Here is a 16,394-nt window from a genome sequence, read left to right as displayed (position 1 = left end):
CTATTGGCGAATTTGAACAATAACGGGTAAATGACAAGTACCTTTCAACTCCTGCATATACATGAAACATTGCCATTTTTGAACGGAAAGGGTGGTCTTATCATGTGGAAAAAGCTGCACTTGTGGGTCATTATCGTGTTTGCGCTGCTCTTGGTCGCATCCGTCGGCTACGGCGCCCTATCCTATTATTCCGGGCAGGATACCGTACCCGAGAAGGTTACGGCCGGAGGGGTAGATATCGGGGGGCTGTCCATTGACGATGCTCTGAAAAAGCTGGACCAATACGAACAGCAGCTGGAGAGCCGTACGGTTACCGTCGAGGGAAATGCCGAAGCCAAAGCGGAAGGCAGTCAAACGTGGAAGGCGGCAGAGATTGGCTATAACGCCGAATTTGTCGGGGTGAAGGAGGAGCTCAAAAAGCTTCGCGCCGGAAATGTATGGACCCGCTCGAAATTCCGCTATCATTTCCCTACTTCCTTTGAGCTGAAGCAAAGCTATGATCCGGCCGTCTTCGACAAGCTTGTCCGCTCGGAATTCGACTGGATTGACTCCAATAAGCCCGTAAATGCCACGCGTAAAATAACGGACAACGATGAGGTCGTCTATACCGCCCATACCGACGCTTACCGGATCGACGTTGCTCCACTCGAGGAAAAGGTCGCTTCATGGATCACCGTGCCCGACAGTCAGCTCGGCGGACAGCCGGAGCAGGCGTTGACCGTTCAGCTTGGCGTAAAGACGGTTCATCCGGAGATCACGCTTGAGAAGCTGAAGGATGAGGGCATCGACCGTAAAATCATGGAGTTCACGACGGACTTTGCGACAAGCGCCGAAGGCCGGGCCTATAACGTAACCTCCACAGCCAAGGCGTTAAACGACTGGGTGCTTGAACCCGGCGAAGTATTCTCCTACGGAGATGTTGTAGCCAAGACCGAAAAAGAATTCGGCTATAAGGAAGCGCCCGTTATTTCTAACGGCAAGCTTGTACCGGGTATCGGAGGCGGGATCTGCCAAGTATCCAGCACGCTGTACAATGCGATTATCCGCACGGCGGGGATTGATATCGTTGAACGGCGCAATCACTCCCTTCCGGTCGCTTATTTGCCGAAAGGCCAGGATGCGACCTTCGCGTCCGGTTCCATTGACTTCCGCTTCCGCAACTCGACCGGCAAGCAATTGATCATCCGTACGGTTGTGGAGAACCGCAAGCTGACGGTGAAGCTGTTCGGCACGATGCCGGAGGATATCCGCTACGACATTGACTCGAGCATCGTCAAGACTGTGCAGCCTGTCGTACAAAAGGTAACGGATAAATCGCTTGGCGCCGGTCAAAGCGTGACCGTTCAGAAAGGCTCCATCGGCTATGTCGTGGATACTTACCGCACGATGTACAAGGACGGCAAACAGGTCTCCCGCGAGAAAATCTCGCATGACACGTACAGAGCACAGCCAATCGTTGTTCACGTCGCCGCAGGCGCCGGCGGTTCGTCCGGCTCTCAAAGCTCCGGCGGCGTGGTTGAGGATGGGATTTGATAAGGTTGGGCAGGACCAGAAGGCCGTGCTTTACTTTCGGTCTTTAGCAGGCCTTTGCCTGACTGTCTTTCTTGGCACTAGACTGGCACTGACTCTTGTCCTGATGTTAGTCTTCCCTAGCGTTTGCATCTGCACTTTCTTTATCATAGGCTAGTCTTGGCTTTGACTTGGCCCATGACATAGGCCCCTTACGGGCTACGTTGGAATTCCTACAGTATATAGAGGCGATTTCGTTTGGGATTTACGCTACGTTGGACTGAATACAGTAAAATGTGCTTTTTTGGGGCGAATTAGGCTCATTCAGACTACTTTTACTGTAGAGAATCCAACGTAGCAGTGTCCCACCAACGTTTTCTGCTAATTTTATTGGAGTGAATCCAACGTAAGTGCTCTCATAGAGAGGTGTCTGTTCACATTGGCAAAAATATGGTAATCTATTGGCAGACGAAGAACGTCCTTAGCCTTTTGGCTGAGGGCGTTTTTTTATGTTTTAAGGAGGGAATAGGATGATTGAATTTGAAGAAGCGCACCAACAGTTTCTCGCAAGGCATTTGGAATTGAGAGGTGGCGAAAGAAAGGGACGCTTGGCGCGTGGACATAACTTTGCGGAGAAGCTGGTTCTGCAAAACATATGGTGGCCGTTGTTCGGCAGCTTTGAGCACTTGCATCCCGAATATGAGGTGTACGATTGGAATCGCAAGTCGCAATTCTTGGACTTTGCCTTTCTGCCGCCTTACGGCAAATTTGGCATTGAATGCGACGGTTTTCAAAGCCATGTCAAAGATATGGACCGGGAGAAGTTCAGTTATTCGTTGAATCGGGATACGTTCTTAAAGGGAATGGGCTGGACCATGATCCATTTTTCCTTTGATGATGTTCAGAATCGGCCTGAGATATGCAGAATGCTGCTCCAAGGTATTATTAATCCACGTCTCATACATAGCGCTTCTTCTCCAGATCCGGTTCTATTACTCGAAAAAGAAATGTTGCGATATGCCTTTCAGCTAAGCAGGCCAATTCGTCCTAAAGATATTACCGACTATCTGCAGGTTGATTTTCGGACGGCTCGAAATAAGCTGCAGGCACTCTCTAGCAAAGGGTTGCTTAAGCCAATCAAGCAAGGAACACAAATCAGGCGTTATGAACTAACCGAGAGAGCACTATTGTCTTTGTTGTAGAAGGAGTAATGAGTAAAAGTTACTACGTTGGATTTTGTACAGCGAAATACGGTATTTTAGCTTAAAATTTGAGCTACGTTGGATTCTATACAGTAAAATCTGTTGAATTGGACGATTCGAGTCCATTCAGACGAAATTTACTGTAGCCAATCCAACGTAGCGTGTCCCTCTATTCCTTATCGGTCATTTTTACTGGAGTAAATCCAATGTAGCCACCTCATGAGGGTGCGGGCACTTGGCGGGAACTAAAAAAGCCCCTTACCCTGCCAGGATGGCGGGGCCAGGAGCTTTTTGCTAACTTTATTGCGAATTAACGGCTTTTCTCGGCGTATTCGGTTACCCAAGCCGCTGTTTGCTCCAGCACTTGCTCGGCGCGGGCGATTGCCGCCTCGACCTGTACTTTTGCCGTGCCGCCGTAGACGTTACGTGCGTTAACGACTTGCTCCGGCTGAAGCACGTTGTAGATGCGCTCGTCGAACAGCTGCGAGAATTGCTTGAACTCTTCCAGAGTCAGGTCAAGCAGGTATTTGTTCTGCTCGATGCAGTACAATACCGTCTTGCCGATAACCTCATGCGCTTGACGGAACGGCAAGCCTTTGCCAACGAGGAAGTCGGCGATGTCCGTTGCGTTCGAGAAGTCCTGGTTAACGGCTTGGCGCATCTGCTCTTTGTTCACTTTCATGGTAGCGATCATCGGAGCGAACAGTTGAAGCGCGCCTTGCATCGTTTTCACTGTATCAAACATGCCTTCCTTGTCTTCCTGCATATCCTTGTTGTAAGCAAGCGGCAGCGATTTCAGCACTGTCAGGAGGCCAACAAGGTTGCCGTAAACGCGGCCCGTTTTACCGCGAACAAGCTCCGGCACGTCCGGGTTTTTCTTCTGCGGCATAATGCTGCTGCCCGTGCAGAATGCGTCATCCAGCTCAACGAAGCGGAATTCCGTGCTTGACCACAGGATCAGCTCTTCGCTCAGACGCGACAGGTGCATCATAATGATAGAAGCGTGGGACAGGAACTCAAGGATGAAGTCGCGGTCGCTTACCGCATCCAGGCTGTTCTCGTATACGCGGTCGAACTTCAGCTGGCTGGCGACGAAATGGCGATCGATCGGGAACGTTGTTCCCGCCAAAGCGCCGGCGCCCAGCGGCAGCATGTTGATGCGCTTGTAGCTGTCCTGCAGACGCTCCAGGTCGCGGCCAAACATCGAAACGTAAGCCATCAGATGATGAGCGAACAGAATCGGCTGCGCGCGCTGCAAATGCGTGTAGCCCGGCACGATGGTATCGATGTTTGCTTTTGCCTGCTCGATCAGCGCGGATTGCAGCTTATGCAGCATGTCCACGAACTCAACGACGCGTTTGCGCAGGTACAAGTGCATGTCCGTTGCTACTTGGTCGTTACGGCTGCGGCCGGTGTGAAGCTTGCCGCCTACCGGACCAACATCGTCGATCAGCGTTTTTTCGATATTCATATGAATGTCTTCATCGGAAATGGAGAATTCGATATCATTGCGTTTGATGCGCTGCAGCACGCGGTGCAGGCCGTCCTTGATCGCCTCTACGTCGTCCGCAGGCAAAATGCCTTGCTTGCCCAGCATCGTGACATGCGCCAGGCTGCCTTGGATATCCTCTTCGGCAAGCTCTTTATCGAACATAATGGATGCTGTATATTCCTCTACCAATTGGTCGGTCTTTTTCGTAAACCGTCCGCCCCACAATTTGCTCACTTGGTACACTCCCTCCCGAAATTGCCATAAAGGCCGCTAGATGCATCGCACATAACGGCCTAGATGAATATTCGGTTTATATTATTTCTTGCTTTGTTCTACGCCGGACGATACTTTCAGACGAAGAGCGTTCAAGCGGATAAAGCCCGTAGCGTCGCCTTGGTCGTACGCTTGGGATGGATCGGCTTCCATTGTCGCGATATCCGGATTGTACAAGCTCACCGGGCTCTTCACGCCGGCGCCGATTACATTGCCTTTGTACAGCTTCAGGCGGACAACGCCCGTTACGTTCTTTTGCGACTCGGTTACAAGCGTTTGAAGCGCAAGACGCTCAGGCGCGAACCAGAAGCCATTGTACACGAGCTGCGCGTATTTCGAGATCAGGGAGTCGCGAAGGTTCATCACCTCGCGGTCCATGGTCAGGGATTCCATTTTGCGGTGTGCCGTGAACAGGATTGTACCGCCCGGTGTCTCATACACGCCGCGGCTCTTCATGCCAACGAAGCGGTTCTCCACCATGTCCACGCGGCCTACGCCATGCTTGCCGCCCAGTTCGTTCAATTTATCCATCACTTGCAGCGGGCTCAGCTGTTCGCCGTTGATCGCGATACAGTTGCCTGCTTCAAAAGTAAGCTCTACGTATTCCGCTTGATCCGGAGCTCTCTCCGGGGAAACGCTCAGCACGTACATCTCTTCGTTGGACTCTGCGCTTGGATCGAACCAAGGATCCTCGAGCATGCCGGACTCAAAGCTGATGTGCAGCAGGTTGCGGTCCGTCGAGTAAGGCTTGGAAGCCGATGCCGTTACCGGAATGCCATGCTTCTCGGCAAAAGCGATCATTTCCGCGCGGCCAGGGAACTCTTCCCGGAAGCGCTCTTCACGCCAAGGCGCGACTACTTTGATGTCCGGTGCAAGAGCGGCTACGCCAAGCTCGAAACGCACTTGGTCATTGCCTTTGCCTGTTGCGCCATGCGCGATCATCGTAGCGCCTTCCGCGCGTGCGATCTCAACCATACGCTTCGCGATCAGAGGACGGGCAATGGATGTGCCAAGCAGGTATTGGCCTTCGTACAGCGCTGCCGCTTGGAACATCGGGAAAATAAAGTCGCTTGCAAACTCAGCGCGCAGGTCATCGATGTATACCTTCGAGGCGCCGGTTGCCAGAGCTTTTGCCTCAAGGCCGTCGAGCTCTTCTTTTTGACCGATGTCAGCCGTAAAAGCAATGATCTCAGCATCATAAGTTTCTTTCAACCATTTCAAAATGATGGACGTATCCAAACCGCCGGAATAGGCCAGTACAATTTTTTCCTTCGCCATAATTTCTCCTAGCACCCCTTTGAGTTATTAAAAGCTATTTCAATGCTACATGATTGCTGCCATAATCGCTTTTTGCGCGTGCAGACGGTTTTCCGCCTGGTCGAAAATAATCGAGTTCGGTCCGTCGATAACGCCCTCGCTGACTTCTTCGCCGCGGTGTGCAGGCAGGCAGTGCATGAACAGGTAATCCTTTTTCGCGTATTTCGCCAACGCTTCGTTCACTTGGAAGTTGGCAAAAGCAAGCTCGCGCTCCTTCTGCTCCGACTCTTGACCCATGCTTGCCCAAACGTCCGAGTATACCACGTCCGCATCGGCAATCGCTTCCTTCGGATCGCGGCACAGGTGAATGCGAGCGCCGGTTTCCTGCGCGTTGTCGATCGATTGCTTCAGAAGATCCGCATCCGGCTCGTAGCCTTCAGGCGTCGCGATGGAAATATCAACGCCCAGCTTCGCAGCGCCCATCATCAAGGAGTGAACAACATTGTTGCCATCGCCGATGTAAGCCAGCTTCAGCCCATCAAGACGTCCTTTGTGCTCGAGGATCGTCTGGTAATCCGCCAGCGCCTGGCATGGATGGGACAGATCCGTAAGTCCGTTAATAACCGGAATTGTTGCTCCGCGCGCCAGCTCCACCACGTTGCGGTGAGCGAACGTACGGATCATGATGCCGTCCAGGTAACGGGACAACACTTGCGCCGTATCCAGAATCGGCTCGCCGCGGCCGATCTGCAGGTCGTTGCCGCTCAGGAACAGCCCTTGGCCGCCCAGCTGGTAAATGCCAACCTCGAACGATACGCGGGTACGGGTGGACGATTTTTCGAAAATCATGCCGAGCGTCTTGCCCTTCAGCGGTTGATAAACCTCGCCGGCCTTTTGCTTCTTCTTCAGATCAATCGCAAGATCGATCAGGTACCGGATTTCTTCCGTCGTGTAATCCAGAAGCATAAGGAAATCCCGGCCTTTTAGGCTTGCCGCCAAATCTTCCTTTACTGTATCTACCATTGTGTAACCCTCCTGAATCCTCTATTTATATTTCAAGCCTTAGGCTTTAACCGCGTTAGCAAGCAATTGCTTTAGTGTTGCCACAGCCTGGTCGATCTCTTCCTTCGTCACCAGAAGGTTAGGCAGAAGACGCACCACGTTTGGTCCTGCGGAGATGACGAGCAGCCCTTGCTCTTGCGCCGCCGTCAAAACGGAGCCAACCGGCTCCACGCATTCGATTCCAACGATCAGACCTTGGCCGCGAACTTCCTTCACGAACGAATTGCCCGCGAGCGCCTTCTTCAGCTCATCCATCAGATAAGCGCCCATCTCAGCCGCGCGCTGCGGCAGGTTCTCGCCTACAATCGTCTCAACCGTTGCTTTCACCGCTGCCGTCGCGATTGGCGTACCGCCAAAGGTAGAGCCGTGGCTGCCCGGGCCAAAAGCTTCGCGAAGCTTCTCCTTCGCAACCGCCGCGCCTACCGGGAACCCGCTTCCGAGACCTTTTGCCAGCGTGAAAATATCCGGCTCGATGCTGTAATGCTCATATGCGAACAATTTGCCCGTACGGCCCATACCGGTCTGGATCTCGTCGATGATGACCAGAATTCCGTTCTCTTCGCACAGCTTCACCAGATCATCGACAAATGCCTGATCCGCCGGGAAGATACCGCCTTCCGCTTGGATCAATTCGAGCATAACTGCCGCTGTTTTATCGGAGATCGCCGCTTTTAAAGCTTCGATATCGTTATAAGGGATATATTTGAACCCTTCCGGCAAAGGCGCAAAGCCTTCCTTCACCTTCTCTTGTCCCGTTGCCGTCAGAGTTGCCAGCGTACGGCCGTGGAAGGAGGATTCAAACGTAATAATTTCGTATCTTCCGTTGTTCAGCACTTTCTGCTGGTAACGGCGAGCCAGCTTGATCGCTGCTTCATTCGCTTCCGCACCGGAGTTACAGAAGAAGACGGCATCGCCGCTGCTGTTCGAAGTGATCAGATGCGCTGCCTCTTCCTGATTCGGAATGCGGAACAGGTTGGACACATGCCACAGCTCATCCAACTGCTTGATCAGAGCTTCTTTTACTTTTTGAGGCGCATGGCCAAGGTTGGTTACGGCAATACCGCTCATGAAATCGAGGTATTTGTTGCCCTTATCATCCCACAGCCAGCTTCCTTCGCCCTTCACAAGCGCGATTGGATATCTCGCATACGTTGGCAGCAAGGATTGCTCGGGCGCTGCCGCTACTTTCGTCTCGCTCATCGACTTTAACCGCCTTTCTCTACTCCTGTACGATTCTTGTACCTACGCCGCCTTCGCGCACGGCCCGGCTAAGAACACCCGGCTCTTCGCCGCTGACAATAACAACCTCGCGAACGCGTCCTTGAATGCACTGCACCGCCGCGCGTACCTTCGGAATCATGCCGCCGTAAATCTCTCCGCTTGCAATCATCTCTTCGATCTCGGCTACGGTGACGGAAGGCAATACCTTCTTCTCACCATCTACCGTACGCATGATGCCCGGAACGTCCGTTACTACGATCATTTGCGGAACGCCAAGATGGGAAGCAACAGCCCCTGCTGCCGTATCCGCATTGATGTTGTAGCGCTGACCGCCTGCATCAATCCCAATCGGAGCGATAACCGGCATATAGCCCATAGCCATAACGCCTTCAATCACTTCCGCATTCACATCCGTTACATCCCCGACAAAACCGATTTCCGCGCTGTTAGCCACCGGCTTTGCCTGGATCAGCAAACCGTCTACACCGGAGAGACCAAGCGCCTTCGCGCCGTTTGTCTGGATTTTACGGACGATTTCTTTATTGATTCGGCCCGCAAGCACCATCTCGACCACGTCGAGCACAGCATCATTGGTTTTGCGCAGGCCGTTTACGAATTCCGTCTCAATGCCAAGCTTCGTCAGCGTCTCGGAGATCGCCGGACCGCCGCCATGGACGATAACCGGATGAACGCCGGACTCTTGCAGCTCGCGCAGCTCGCCGAAAAAGGAATCGGGAAGCGCAGCCAGCGTGCTGCCACCGCATTTCATTACAAAACGTTGTGCCATAAGTTAATCCGTTCTCCTCTGCCCTAGCGTTACGTACGGTATGCCGCGTTAATGCGGACATAATCGTACGTCAGGTCACAGCCCCAAGCCGTTGCCGTGCCGTTATCCATATGCAGGTCGACGCGGATTACAACCGTATCGCCCTTCAAATATTCCAGTGCCGCATCTTCGTCGAAAGCAACCGGACGGGAGCCTTCCAGCGTCACGATATCGCCGATTCGAACGTCTACCGTATCCGGATTTACCGGCTTGCCTGCGCGGCCTACCGCCGCGATAATCCGGCCCCAGTTCGCGTCAGCGCCAAATACCGCGGACTTCACCAGGGAAGAGCCGATAACCGTCTTCGCAATCGCCGTAGCCGCTTCGTCATTCACTGCTCCGTGCACTTGCACTTCAACCAGCTTTGTCGCGCCTTCGCCGTCGCGGGCGATTGCTTTTGCCAGCACTTCGCATACATAACGAAGGCCAGCCGAGAAAGCTGCCCAGCCTTCATGCTCCGGCGTCAGCTCGCTGTTGCCGGCAAGGCCGCTTGCCATAGCCACCAGCATATCGTTCGTGCTTGTATCGCCGTCAACCGTAATCATATTAAACGTATAGTTTGTCGCCTCGCGAAGCAAGGTTTGAAGCGCTTCGCTGCCGATTGCCGCATCCGTAGTCACAAAGCCTAGCATAGTGGCCATGTTCGGATGAATCATGCCGGAGCCTTTGGCCGCGCCGGCAATATGTACCGTCTGGCCGTCGATCTCAACCGAGACGCATACCATTTTTTGCACAAGGTCGGTGGTCAGGATTGCTTGACAGAAGCCGTCCGCCGCATCGCGGTCCGCCTCCAGCTTGGCCGGAAGCGCGTCGATCCCCGCACGCACCTTATCCATCTTCAGGTTCTCGCCGATCACGCCCGTCGAAGCGACCGCAACCTGATCTGCGGACACGCCAATAGACTCGGCAAAACGCGAACGCATCTCGTAAGCATCGTCTTCGCCTTGCTTGCCCGTTACCGCGTTGGCATTGCCGCTGTTCACGATAACGGCGCGCAGGAAGCCATCCGATTCAATGCTCTCCCGCGTCACCTTGATTGGCGCTGCCTGGAACACGTTTGTAGTGTAGACGCCGGCGGATGCCGCCGGCACCTCGCATACGATTGCGCCAAGATCATGGCGGGTTGTCTTCTTCAGGCCGCAGTGGAGACCACCGGCTCTGAATCCTTTAGGAGTCGTAATCGATCCGTCCGAGACGACCGAATACAGCGCTTTAGCTTGTTGCACCTGTCCCATTTCTCCTCGTTTCTCCTTCACCTTGTACGAATAATTGCTCAATTTAAAACTTTATAAGTATAAAGAAAATTCTTAACGCCATATGTTCAAGATCACGGATATACCGGCACGAACTGCAGGCCAAGGCCTTCATCCCAGCCCATCATCAGGTTGAGGTTCTGAATCGCTTGTCCCGAAGCGCCTTTCACAAGGTTATCAATGACCGAAATAATCGTAATGCGGCCCGTTCTCTCATCGTAGTTAAAAGCGATATCGCAATAGTTGGAGCCCCATACTTCCTTCGTCTGCGGCAGTACGCCTTCCTTGCGGATGCGAACGAATTGGCGGCCTTCATAGAATTGCTTATAGAGTTCAATAAAATCAGCGGCGTTATGCTCGCCCTTCACCGTAGCGTACATGGTCGACAGGATCCCTCTTGTCATCGGCACCAGATGCGGCGTGAACGTGGTCACAACCTCCCGGCCCGCTGCTTCAGACAGCACCATCTCGATTTCAGGAACATGCTGATGCTGATTTACTTTGTAGGCTTTGAAGTTCTCGTTCAGCTCGGAGTAATGCGTACCGAGGCTTGCACCGCGGCCTGCGCCGGATACGCCCGATTTCGAGTCGATAATAATCGTCGCAGGATCAATCCATCCTGCCTTCACGGCAGGGACAAGACCAAGCAGCGCTGACGTTACGAAACAGCCCGGGTTCGAAATAAACGAAGCGCCTTGCGCTTTGTCACCGTTAATCTCAGGGAGAGCATAGAGAGCTTGCTTCAGGTATTGCTCATCCGCCGGTGTTTTTTTATACCATTTCTCGTATAAAGCCGTATCCTGCAGACGGAAGTCGCCGGACAGGTCAATGACCTTCAGGCCGGCATCCAGCAGCTGCGGAGCAAGCTTAGCCGCAACTCCGGCCGGCGTTGCCGTAAAGACGACGTCAGCCTTCGCTTTAATCCCTTGCGGATCCACGTCATCAAGCAAAGCCGTCTGAATGTCCGTCAAATGAGGGAACCATTCTGCAATCGGCATTCCCGCGCTGGACGAGGAAATAACCGACGTAATCTCCACCAACGGGTGGCTAGCCAACAAACGAATAAGCTCAATACCGCCATAACCGGTAGAGCCGACGATCGCAACCTTCAATTTCTCGCTCATACACGTTCTCTCCCTTAAAAGAAGTTGAACCCGAAGCATGGATTCAACTTACGTAGATCATCTAAATCTATATTGTACATGAATCAGGTTCACATGGAAATATTACGTTGTTTCGTATTATTATACAGTCGTATTCATATTAATACAATGTAAAAAAGATGTCATTTTCCGTACAATTTATTCCGATTTGAACCCCTGTCCCACAACCTCCGCCGTGTTGCTTATAATGACGAAAGCGCCCGGATCCACCGCTCTTACCAGCTGCTTCAGCTTGGCTACTTCCATCTGCCCGACAACGGCCATCAGCACCTGACGCTTCTCGTTCGTGTAGCCGCCATGCGCGTCCAGCCTCGTCACTCCGCGGTCCAGGTCATGCAGGATCGCATTGACAAGAAGATCCGCATGATCGCTTATAATAAAAGCAACCTTCGACAGCGGTATGCCGCTTTGAATAATATCAATCGTCTTGCTGGTAACGAATAGTCCGATCAAGGCATACAAAGCCGCCTCCGGAGAAATAAATATGCCCGACGCCGCGATCACGCATCCGTCAAAGCAAGCTACCGCAAGCCCAAGCGGAATACCGGTATAACGGTGCAGGATCTGAGCAGCCAGATCAAGCCCTCCGGTCGAAGCCCGCCCGCGAAATACGATACCAAGCCCGATCCCTACGCCAATGCCGCCATAGATTGCCGCAAGCAGCATATTATCGGTAGGAGGCGACCAGTCTGCCGTAAGCAGCACAAATAAAGGAAGCACGATGGTGCCAAGCAAGGTTTTGAGCGCAAAACGTTTGCCGAGCAGGAGCAGCCCCGCAAGGAAGAGCGGAATATTAAGCGCCCATTGGGTATAGGCCGGCGTGATGCCAAGCGTTTTATGCACAAGGATCGATATGCCCGACACACCGCCGGAAGCGATTCCATTCGGTGCAAGGAAAAGATTAAAGCTGAGCGCTACTATAAACGAACCGATAATGACCTGCAAAAAGCTCCAGACGACATCAAGCGGCGTCGCCTTCCTGCCTGCCGGACGCCGGTTGCGTTTTGAAATTTTTACTTCGTTATTCTTGCTGTCCATGGATTACCATGCCGCCTCTCTGTCGTTCAACCTCTGTTATGTTATTCATGCAGCGCATGACTTTCCAACGTACATCATTCTCATTACGCACAAAAAAGAAGAGTTCCAACCTTTATAAGTGTTGGAGCTCTTCCCCAAAGCTATGCATATAAACTTGCCGTTTCCTTAGTCGTGACGAATCTGACTGCGCAAATAGCCGTCGATAAAAGCATCAAGGTCGCCGTCCATTACGGCGCCAACGTTGCCTGTCTCCACCGAAGTCCGGTGATCCTTCACCATGCTGTACGGATGGAACACGTACGAACGAATCTGGCTGCCCCATGCGATATCCGACTGCTCGCCGCGAATTTCGGCAAGATGCTTTTGCTGCTCTTCGATCTTGCGCTCGTAGAGCTTCGAACGAAGCATATTCATCGCGCGCTCGCGGTTCTGAATCTGCGAACGCTCCTGCTGGCAGGCTACGACAATCCCGGTCGGGATATGCGTAATCCGGATCGCCGACTCCGTCTTGTTGACGTGCTGGCCGCCGGCGCCGCTCGCGCGGTACGTATCAACCTTCAGATCCTCGGTACGGATCTCGACTTCAATATCCTCCGTAATCTCCGGTACCACGTCGCAGGATACGAAGGACGTATGTCTGCGGCCTGACGAGTCGAACGGCGAGATGCGGACAAGACGGTGAACGCCTTTTTCCGCTTTCAAATAGCCGTAGGCATTGTAGCCTTTGACCGCAATCGTTACGCTTTTAATGCCCGCTTCATCGCCATCCTGGTAATCGAGCACTTCAACCTTGAAGCCCCGTTTCTCCGCCCAGCGCGTGTACATCCGGTACAGCATCTGCCCCCAGTCCTGCGACTCGGTACCGCCCGCACCCGGATGCAGCTCGAGAATGGCATTCAGCTTGTCGTACGGCTGATTCAGCAGCAGCTGCAATTCGAAGCCGTTCACCTTTTCGTTCAGGGAAGCAATGCCTCCAATGACTTCGGCCTCCAGCGAATCATCGCTTTCTTCGTCAGCCAGCTCAATCAGTGTCTGTAGATCTTCGCATTCCGTATTCAGACGTTCGTAATGCTCAACGACCGACTTAATCGCATTCAGCTCCGAGATAATGCCCTGCGCTTTCGTATTATCGTCCCAGAAATCCGGGGCAGTCATTTTCTCTTCAAAGTTTGCGATATGCTCCAGCTTCAGATCTAAGTCAAAGAGACCCCCTGAGTTCTTGGAGCCGCTTCGCCACTTCACGCAAATCCTGTTTTACGTTTGTTTCTATCATCGCGTAGCTTCACCTCAAAATTAAGTATGCGCGGCCAGGCCACGGTAAATCCGTGCAGACCGCATAAAACGCGCCGTTCGCCCGCTATGGGCTGACCGGCGCGTTAACCGTGTATGTTACCTTATGCGAATGGCTTAGGTCAGGTGTTACTTACCCATGCCATGACACATTTTGTATTTCTTGCCGCTGCCGCATGGGCAAAGGTCGTTTCGTCCCGTACGCTCTTCGCGCTTCGCAGGGCGTTTCTCCGCTTCCGCAGGGCTGTTGGTCGTCGTCTGGCCTTGCGCAACCTCTTGACGCTCCAGGTTGCTCTCCACGCGTGCCTTCATGATGTACTTCGCGACTTCTTCCTGGATGCTGTAGATCATTTCCTTAAACATCTCGAAGCCTTCGAACTGATACTCGCGAAGCGGATCCGTACCGCCGTATGCACGGAGGTGGATACCTTGGCGGAGCTGATCCATCGCATCGATGTGATCCATCCATTTGCTGTCTACCGCGCGCAGTACGACAACCTTCTCGAATTCGCGCATCGTTTCGGCGCCAAGCTCAGCCTCGCGCTCATCGTAATAAGCAACAACCTTATCCTTGATAAGCTCGATGATGTCTTCCTTCTCTTTGCCCCACAGATCGTCCTTCGAGAAGGTATCTTCAGGGAGAAGGTTCGAGTTCGCGTAATCCGCGATTTCCTGCAGATCCCACTCTTCCGGAATATCGCCTTCCGTATGGGCTTCAACCACATGCTCGATAACCGGTACGATCATCTCCATAACGATCTCGCGGATGTTCTCCGAGTACAATACGTCACGGCGCTGCTTGTAAATCACTTCACGCTGCTGATTCATAACGTCGTCATATTGCAAGACGACTTTACGGGTATCGAAGTTGCTGCCCTCTACGCGCTTCTGAGCGGACTCAACGGCACGCGTAATGAGGCGGCTCTCGATCGGCTGGTCTTCTTCCAGACCCAGACGGTCCATCATTCCCATAATGTTCTCCGCGCCAAAGCGGCGCATCAGTTCATCCTCAAGGGAGAGATAGAACTGCGAGGAGCCCGGGTCGCCTTGACGGCCGGCACGACCGCGCAGCTGGTTGTCGATACGACGGCTCTCGTGGCGCTCCGTACCGATAATGTGCAGACCGCCTACGTCATGAACGCCTTCGCCGAGCAAAATGTCCGTACCGCGTCCCGCCATGTTTGTCGCGATCGTAACCGCGCCCGCTTGACCCGCGCGGGAGATGATTTCCGCTTCCTCCGCATGGAACTTCGCGTTCAGTACTTTATGCTGCACGCCGCGCTTTTTCAGCATGTCGGAGAGACGCTCCGAGTTCTCGATGGAGATTGTACCCACGAGTACCGGCTGGTTCTTCTTGTGACGTTCTACGATTTCCTCAACAACGGCTTTAAACTTGCCATTCTCGGATTTGTAGACCACGTCCTGCATATCTTTACGGATCAAAGCGCGGTTTGTCGGAATTTGAATAACCTCGAGACCGTAGATCCGTTTGAACTCTTCTTCCTCCGTCTTCGCCGTACCGGTCATGCCCGACAGCTTGCGGTACATACGGAAGTAGTTCTGGAACGTAATCGTCGCAAGCGTCATGCTCTCGTTCTGAACCTTCAACTGCTCCTTCGCTTCGATCGCTTGGTGCAGACCGTCGCTGTAACGGCGGCCCGCCATCAGACGGCCCGTGAATTCGTCAACGATGACGACTTCGTCTTCGTTAACCACGTAATCCACGTCGCGCTTCATGATGACATGCGCTTTAAGCGCTTGTTGCACGTGATGGTTCAGCGTTACGTTCGCATGATCGAATAAGTTCTCGATGCCGAATGCTTTCTCCGCTTTCTCAACGCCGGCTTCCGTCAGCGTTACGTTGCGAAGCTTAATATCAACCGTGTAATCCTCTTCCTCTTTCAAACGGCTGACGAAACGGTCAGCGGCATAATACAGCTCCGTCGATTTTTGTGCTTGTCCGGAGATGATCAGCGGCGTACGCGCCTCGTCGACCAGGATGGAGTCCACTTCGTCTATGATTGCATAATAAAGCGGGCGTTGAACCATTTGCTCTTTGTACAGCACCATGTTATCGCGCAAATAGTCAAAGCCGAACTCATTATTGGTTCCGTAAGTAATATCGCAGGCATAAGCTTCTTGCTTCTCTTCATGCGTCAAGCCATGCAGGTTACAGCCGACAGTCAGTCCGAGGAAATTATAAAGTTCAGCCATGATCTGGCTGTCGCGAGATGCAAGGTAATCATTGACCGTAATAACGTGTACGCCTTTGCCTTGCAGCGCGTTCAGATAAGTAGGAAGCGTCGCAACGAGCGTTTTACCTTCACCGGTTCTCATCTCTGCGATCTTGCCTTCGTGCAGCACCATACCACCCATCAGCTGTACGTCGAAATGGCGCATGCCAAGCGTACGCTTCGATGCTTCGCGCACAACCGCGAAAGCTTCCGGCAGAATCGAGTCAATATCCTCGCCTTTTTCAAGACGCCCCTTGAACTCTTCCGTTTTATTACGCAGCTCATCGTCTGACAGCGGCGATATCTTGGACTCAAGTCCGTTAATTTCTTCTACCGTACGCGTGAGACGCTTGACCTCGCGCTCGTTCGCATCACCGAATATTTTTTTCACTAGTCCGAGCATGGTCTTCCCCTTTCATAAATACGCCTGTTTGCCTTAAATTGTAACAGTTTGTCGTGACGCCCGCAACGCATCGCGTTCATTTCCAGCAATAAGCAGGTATACATCCATATAAAAGGCCTCTTCCCCGTCGGAGAAAAGGCCGTGATTGGCAATTTAATAAGTAAGAATGGT

General features: G+C 52.8%; 12 protein-coding genes. 2 read left to right on the top strand and 10 right to left on the bottom strand.

Annotation, left to right across the window (positions count from 1 at the left end):
• The first annotated feature begins 102 nt into the window (after window positions 1-102).
• Both PGL01S_RS26515 and PGL01S_RS26510 read left to right on the top strand, forming a co-directional pair.
• Window positions 103-1,533 carry a VanW family protein gene (locus PGL01S_RS26515; RefSeq protein ID WP_127498021.1) on the top strand — a complete coding sequence of 477 codons (1,431 nt, stop codon included), beginning with the start codon at window positions 103-105 and terminating at the stop codon, window positions 1,531-1,533.
• A gap of 506 nt (window positions 1,534-2,039) precedes the next feature.
• On the top strand, window positions 2,040-2,711 hold the full coding sequence (locus tag PGL01S_RS26510) for a putative endonuclease domain-containing protein (protein WP_127498019.1): 672 nt from the start codon (window positions 2,040-2,042) through the stop codon (window positions 2,709-2,711).
• A 310-nt stretch (window positions 2,712-3,021) separates the two neighbouring features.
• Here PGL01S_RS26510 and argH read toward each other — a convergent pair whose 3' ends face one another.
• The 10 genes from argH to secA form a co-directional block, all read right to left on the bottom strand.
• On the bottom strand, window positions 3,022-4,437 hold the full coding sequence (gene argH, locus PGL01S_RS26505) for an argininosuccinate lyase (RefSeq protein ID WP_127498017.1): 1,416 nt from the start codon (window positions 4,435-4,437) through the stop codon (window positions 3,022-3,024).
• 81 nt (window positions 4,438-4,518) lie between these two features.
• Window positions 4,519-5,754: an argininosuccinate synthase gene (locus PGL01S_RS26500; protein WP_116393584.1), complete on the bottom strand. Its 1,236-nt coding sequence runs from the start codon at window positions 5,752-5,754 to the stop codon at window positions 4,519-4,521.
• Window positions 5,755-5,799: 45 nt separating this feature from the next.
• A complete protein-coding gene (gene argF, locus PGL01S_RS26495) occupies window positions 5,800-6,756 on the bottom strand; it encodes an ornithine carbamoyltransferase (RefSeq protein WP_127498015.1) in 957 nt (318 codons plus the stop codon).
• Window positions 6,757-6,795: 39 nt separating this feature from the next.
• The gene (argD, locus tag PGL01S_RS26490; RefSeq protein WP_127498013.1) at window positions 6,796-7,995 is read right to left on the bottom strand and encodes an acetylornithine transaminase; all 1,200 of its coding nucleotides are present in this window, start codon (window positions 7,993-7,995) and stop codon (window positions 6,796-6,798) included.
• 19 nt (window positions 7,996-8,014) lie between these two features.
• Window positions 8,015-8,803 carry an acetylglutamate kinase gene (argB, locus tag PGL01S_RS26485; protein ID WP_127498011.1) on the bottom strand — a complete coding sequence of 263 codons (789 nt, stop codon included), beginning with the start codon at window positions 8,801-8,803 and terminating at the stop codon, window positions 8,015-8,017.
• Between the two features lie 29 nt (window positions 8,804-8,832).
• Entirely contained in the window at window positions 8,833-10,077 is a 1,245-nt protein-coding gene (gene argJ, locus PGL01S_RS26480) for a bifunctional ornithine acetyltransferase/N-acetylglutamate synthase (RefSeq protein ID WP_127498009.1), read from the bottom strand.
• A gap of 92 nt (window positions 10,078-10,169) precedes the next feature.
• Complete coding sequence (gene argC / locus PGL01S_RS26475) at window positions 10,170-11,219, bottom strand: N-acetyl-gamma-glutamyl-phosphate reductase (RefSeq protein ID WP_116393589.1); 1,050 nt, start codon at window positions 11,217-11,219, stop codon at window positions 10,170-10,172.
• 177 nt (window positions 11,220-11,396) lie between these two features.
• Window positions 11,397-12,296 (bottom strand): YitT family protein, encoded by a 900-nt coding sequence (locus PGL01S_RS26470; protein ID WP_127498007.1) that lies wholly within the window; start codon window positions 12,294-12,296, stop codon window positions 11,397-11,399.
• 165 nt (window positions 12,297-12,461) lie between these two features.
• Window positions 12,462-13,569 (bottom strand): peptide chain release factor 2 gene (prfB, locus tag PGL01S_RS26465; RefSeq protein ID WP_116393591.1). Its coding sequence is split into 2 segments (ribosomal slippage): window positions 12,462-13,496 and window positions 13,498-13,569, totalling 1,107 coding nucleotides; the frame shifts between segments, so codons are not numbered across the junction.
• A gap of 146 nt (window positions 13,570-13,715) precedes the next feature.
• A complete protein-coding gene (gene secA, locus PGL01S_RS26460) occupies window positions 13,716-16,223 on the bottom strand; it encodes a preprotein translocase subunit SecA (RefSeq protein WP_127498005.1) in 2,508 nt (835 codons plus the stop codon).
• Window positions 16,224-16,394 lie beyond the last annotated feature (171 nt).

The organism is Paenibacillus glycanilyticus NBRC 16618 (assembly GCF_004000805.1).
GTDB lineage: Bacteria > Bacillota > Bacilli > Paenibacillales > Paenibacillaceae > Pristimantibacillus > Pristimantibacillus glycanilyticus.
Note: the sequence above shows the minus strand (reverse complement) of the source record. Positions and strands in the feature narration are given on the sequence as shown.

Excerpts from the sequence above, each read along its gene's own strand:
- argB (WP_127498011.1), bottom strand. The coding sequence starts at position 8,803 with ATGGCACAACGTTTTGTAATGAAATGCGGTGGCAGCACGCTGGCTGCG.
- PGL01S_RS26515 (WP_127498021.1), top strand. The coding sequence starts at position 103 with ATGTGGAAAAAGCTGCACTTGTGGGTCATTATCGTGTTTGCGCTGCTC.
- argF (WP_127498015.1), bottom strand. The coding sequence starts at position 6,756 with ATGGTAGATACAGTAAAGGAAGATTTGGCGGCAAGCCTAAAAGGCCGG.
- argC (WP_116393589.1), bottom strand. The coding sequence starts at position 11,219 with ATGAGCGAGAAATTGAAGGTTGCGATCGTCGGCTCTACCGGTTATGGC.
- PGL01S_RS26510 (WP_127498019.1), top strand. The coding sequence starts at position 2,040 with ATGATTGAATTTGAAGAAGCGCACCAACAGTTTCTCGCAAGGCATTTG.
- PGL01S_RS26470 (WP_127498007.1), bottom strand. The coding sequence starts at position 12,296 with ATGGACAGCAAGAATAACGAAGTAAAAATTTCAAAACGCAACCGGCGT.
- argJ (WP_127498009.1), bottom strand. The coding sequence starts at position 10,077 with ATGGGACAGGTGCAACAAGCTAAAGCGCTGTATTCGGTCGTCTCGGAC.
- secA (WP_127498005.1), bottom strand. The coding sequence starts at position 16,223 with ATGCTCGGACTAGTGAAAAAAATATTCGGTGATGCGAACGAGCGCGAG.
- PGL01S_RS26500 (WP_116393584.1), bottom strand. The coding sequence starts at position 5,754 with ATGGCGAAGGAAAAAATTGTACTGGCCTATTCCGGCGGTTTGGATACG.
- argD (WP_127498013.1), bottom strand. The coding sequence starts at position 7,995 with ATGAGCGAGACGAAAGTAGCGGCAGCGCCCGAGCAATCCTTGCTGCCA.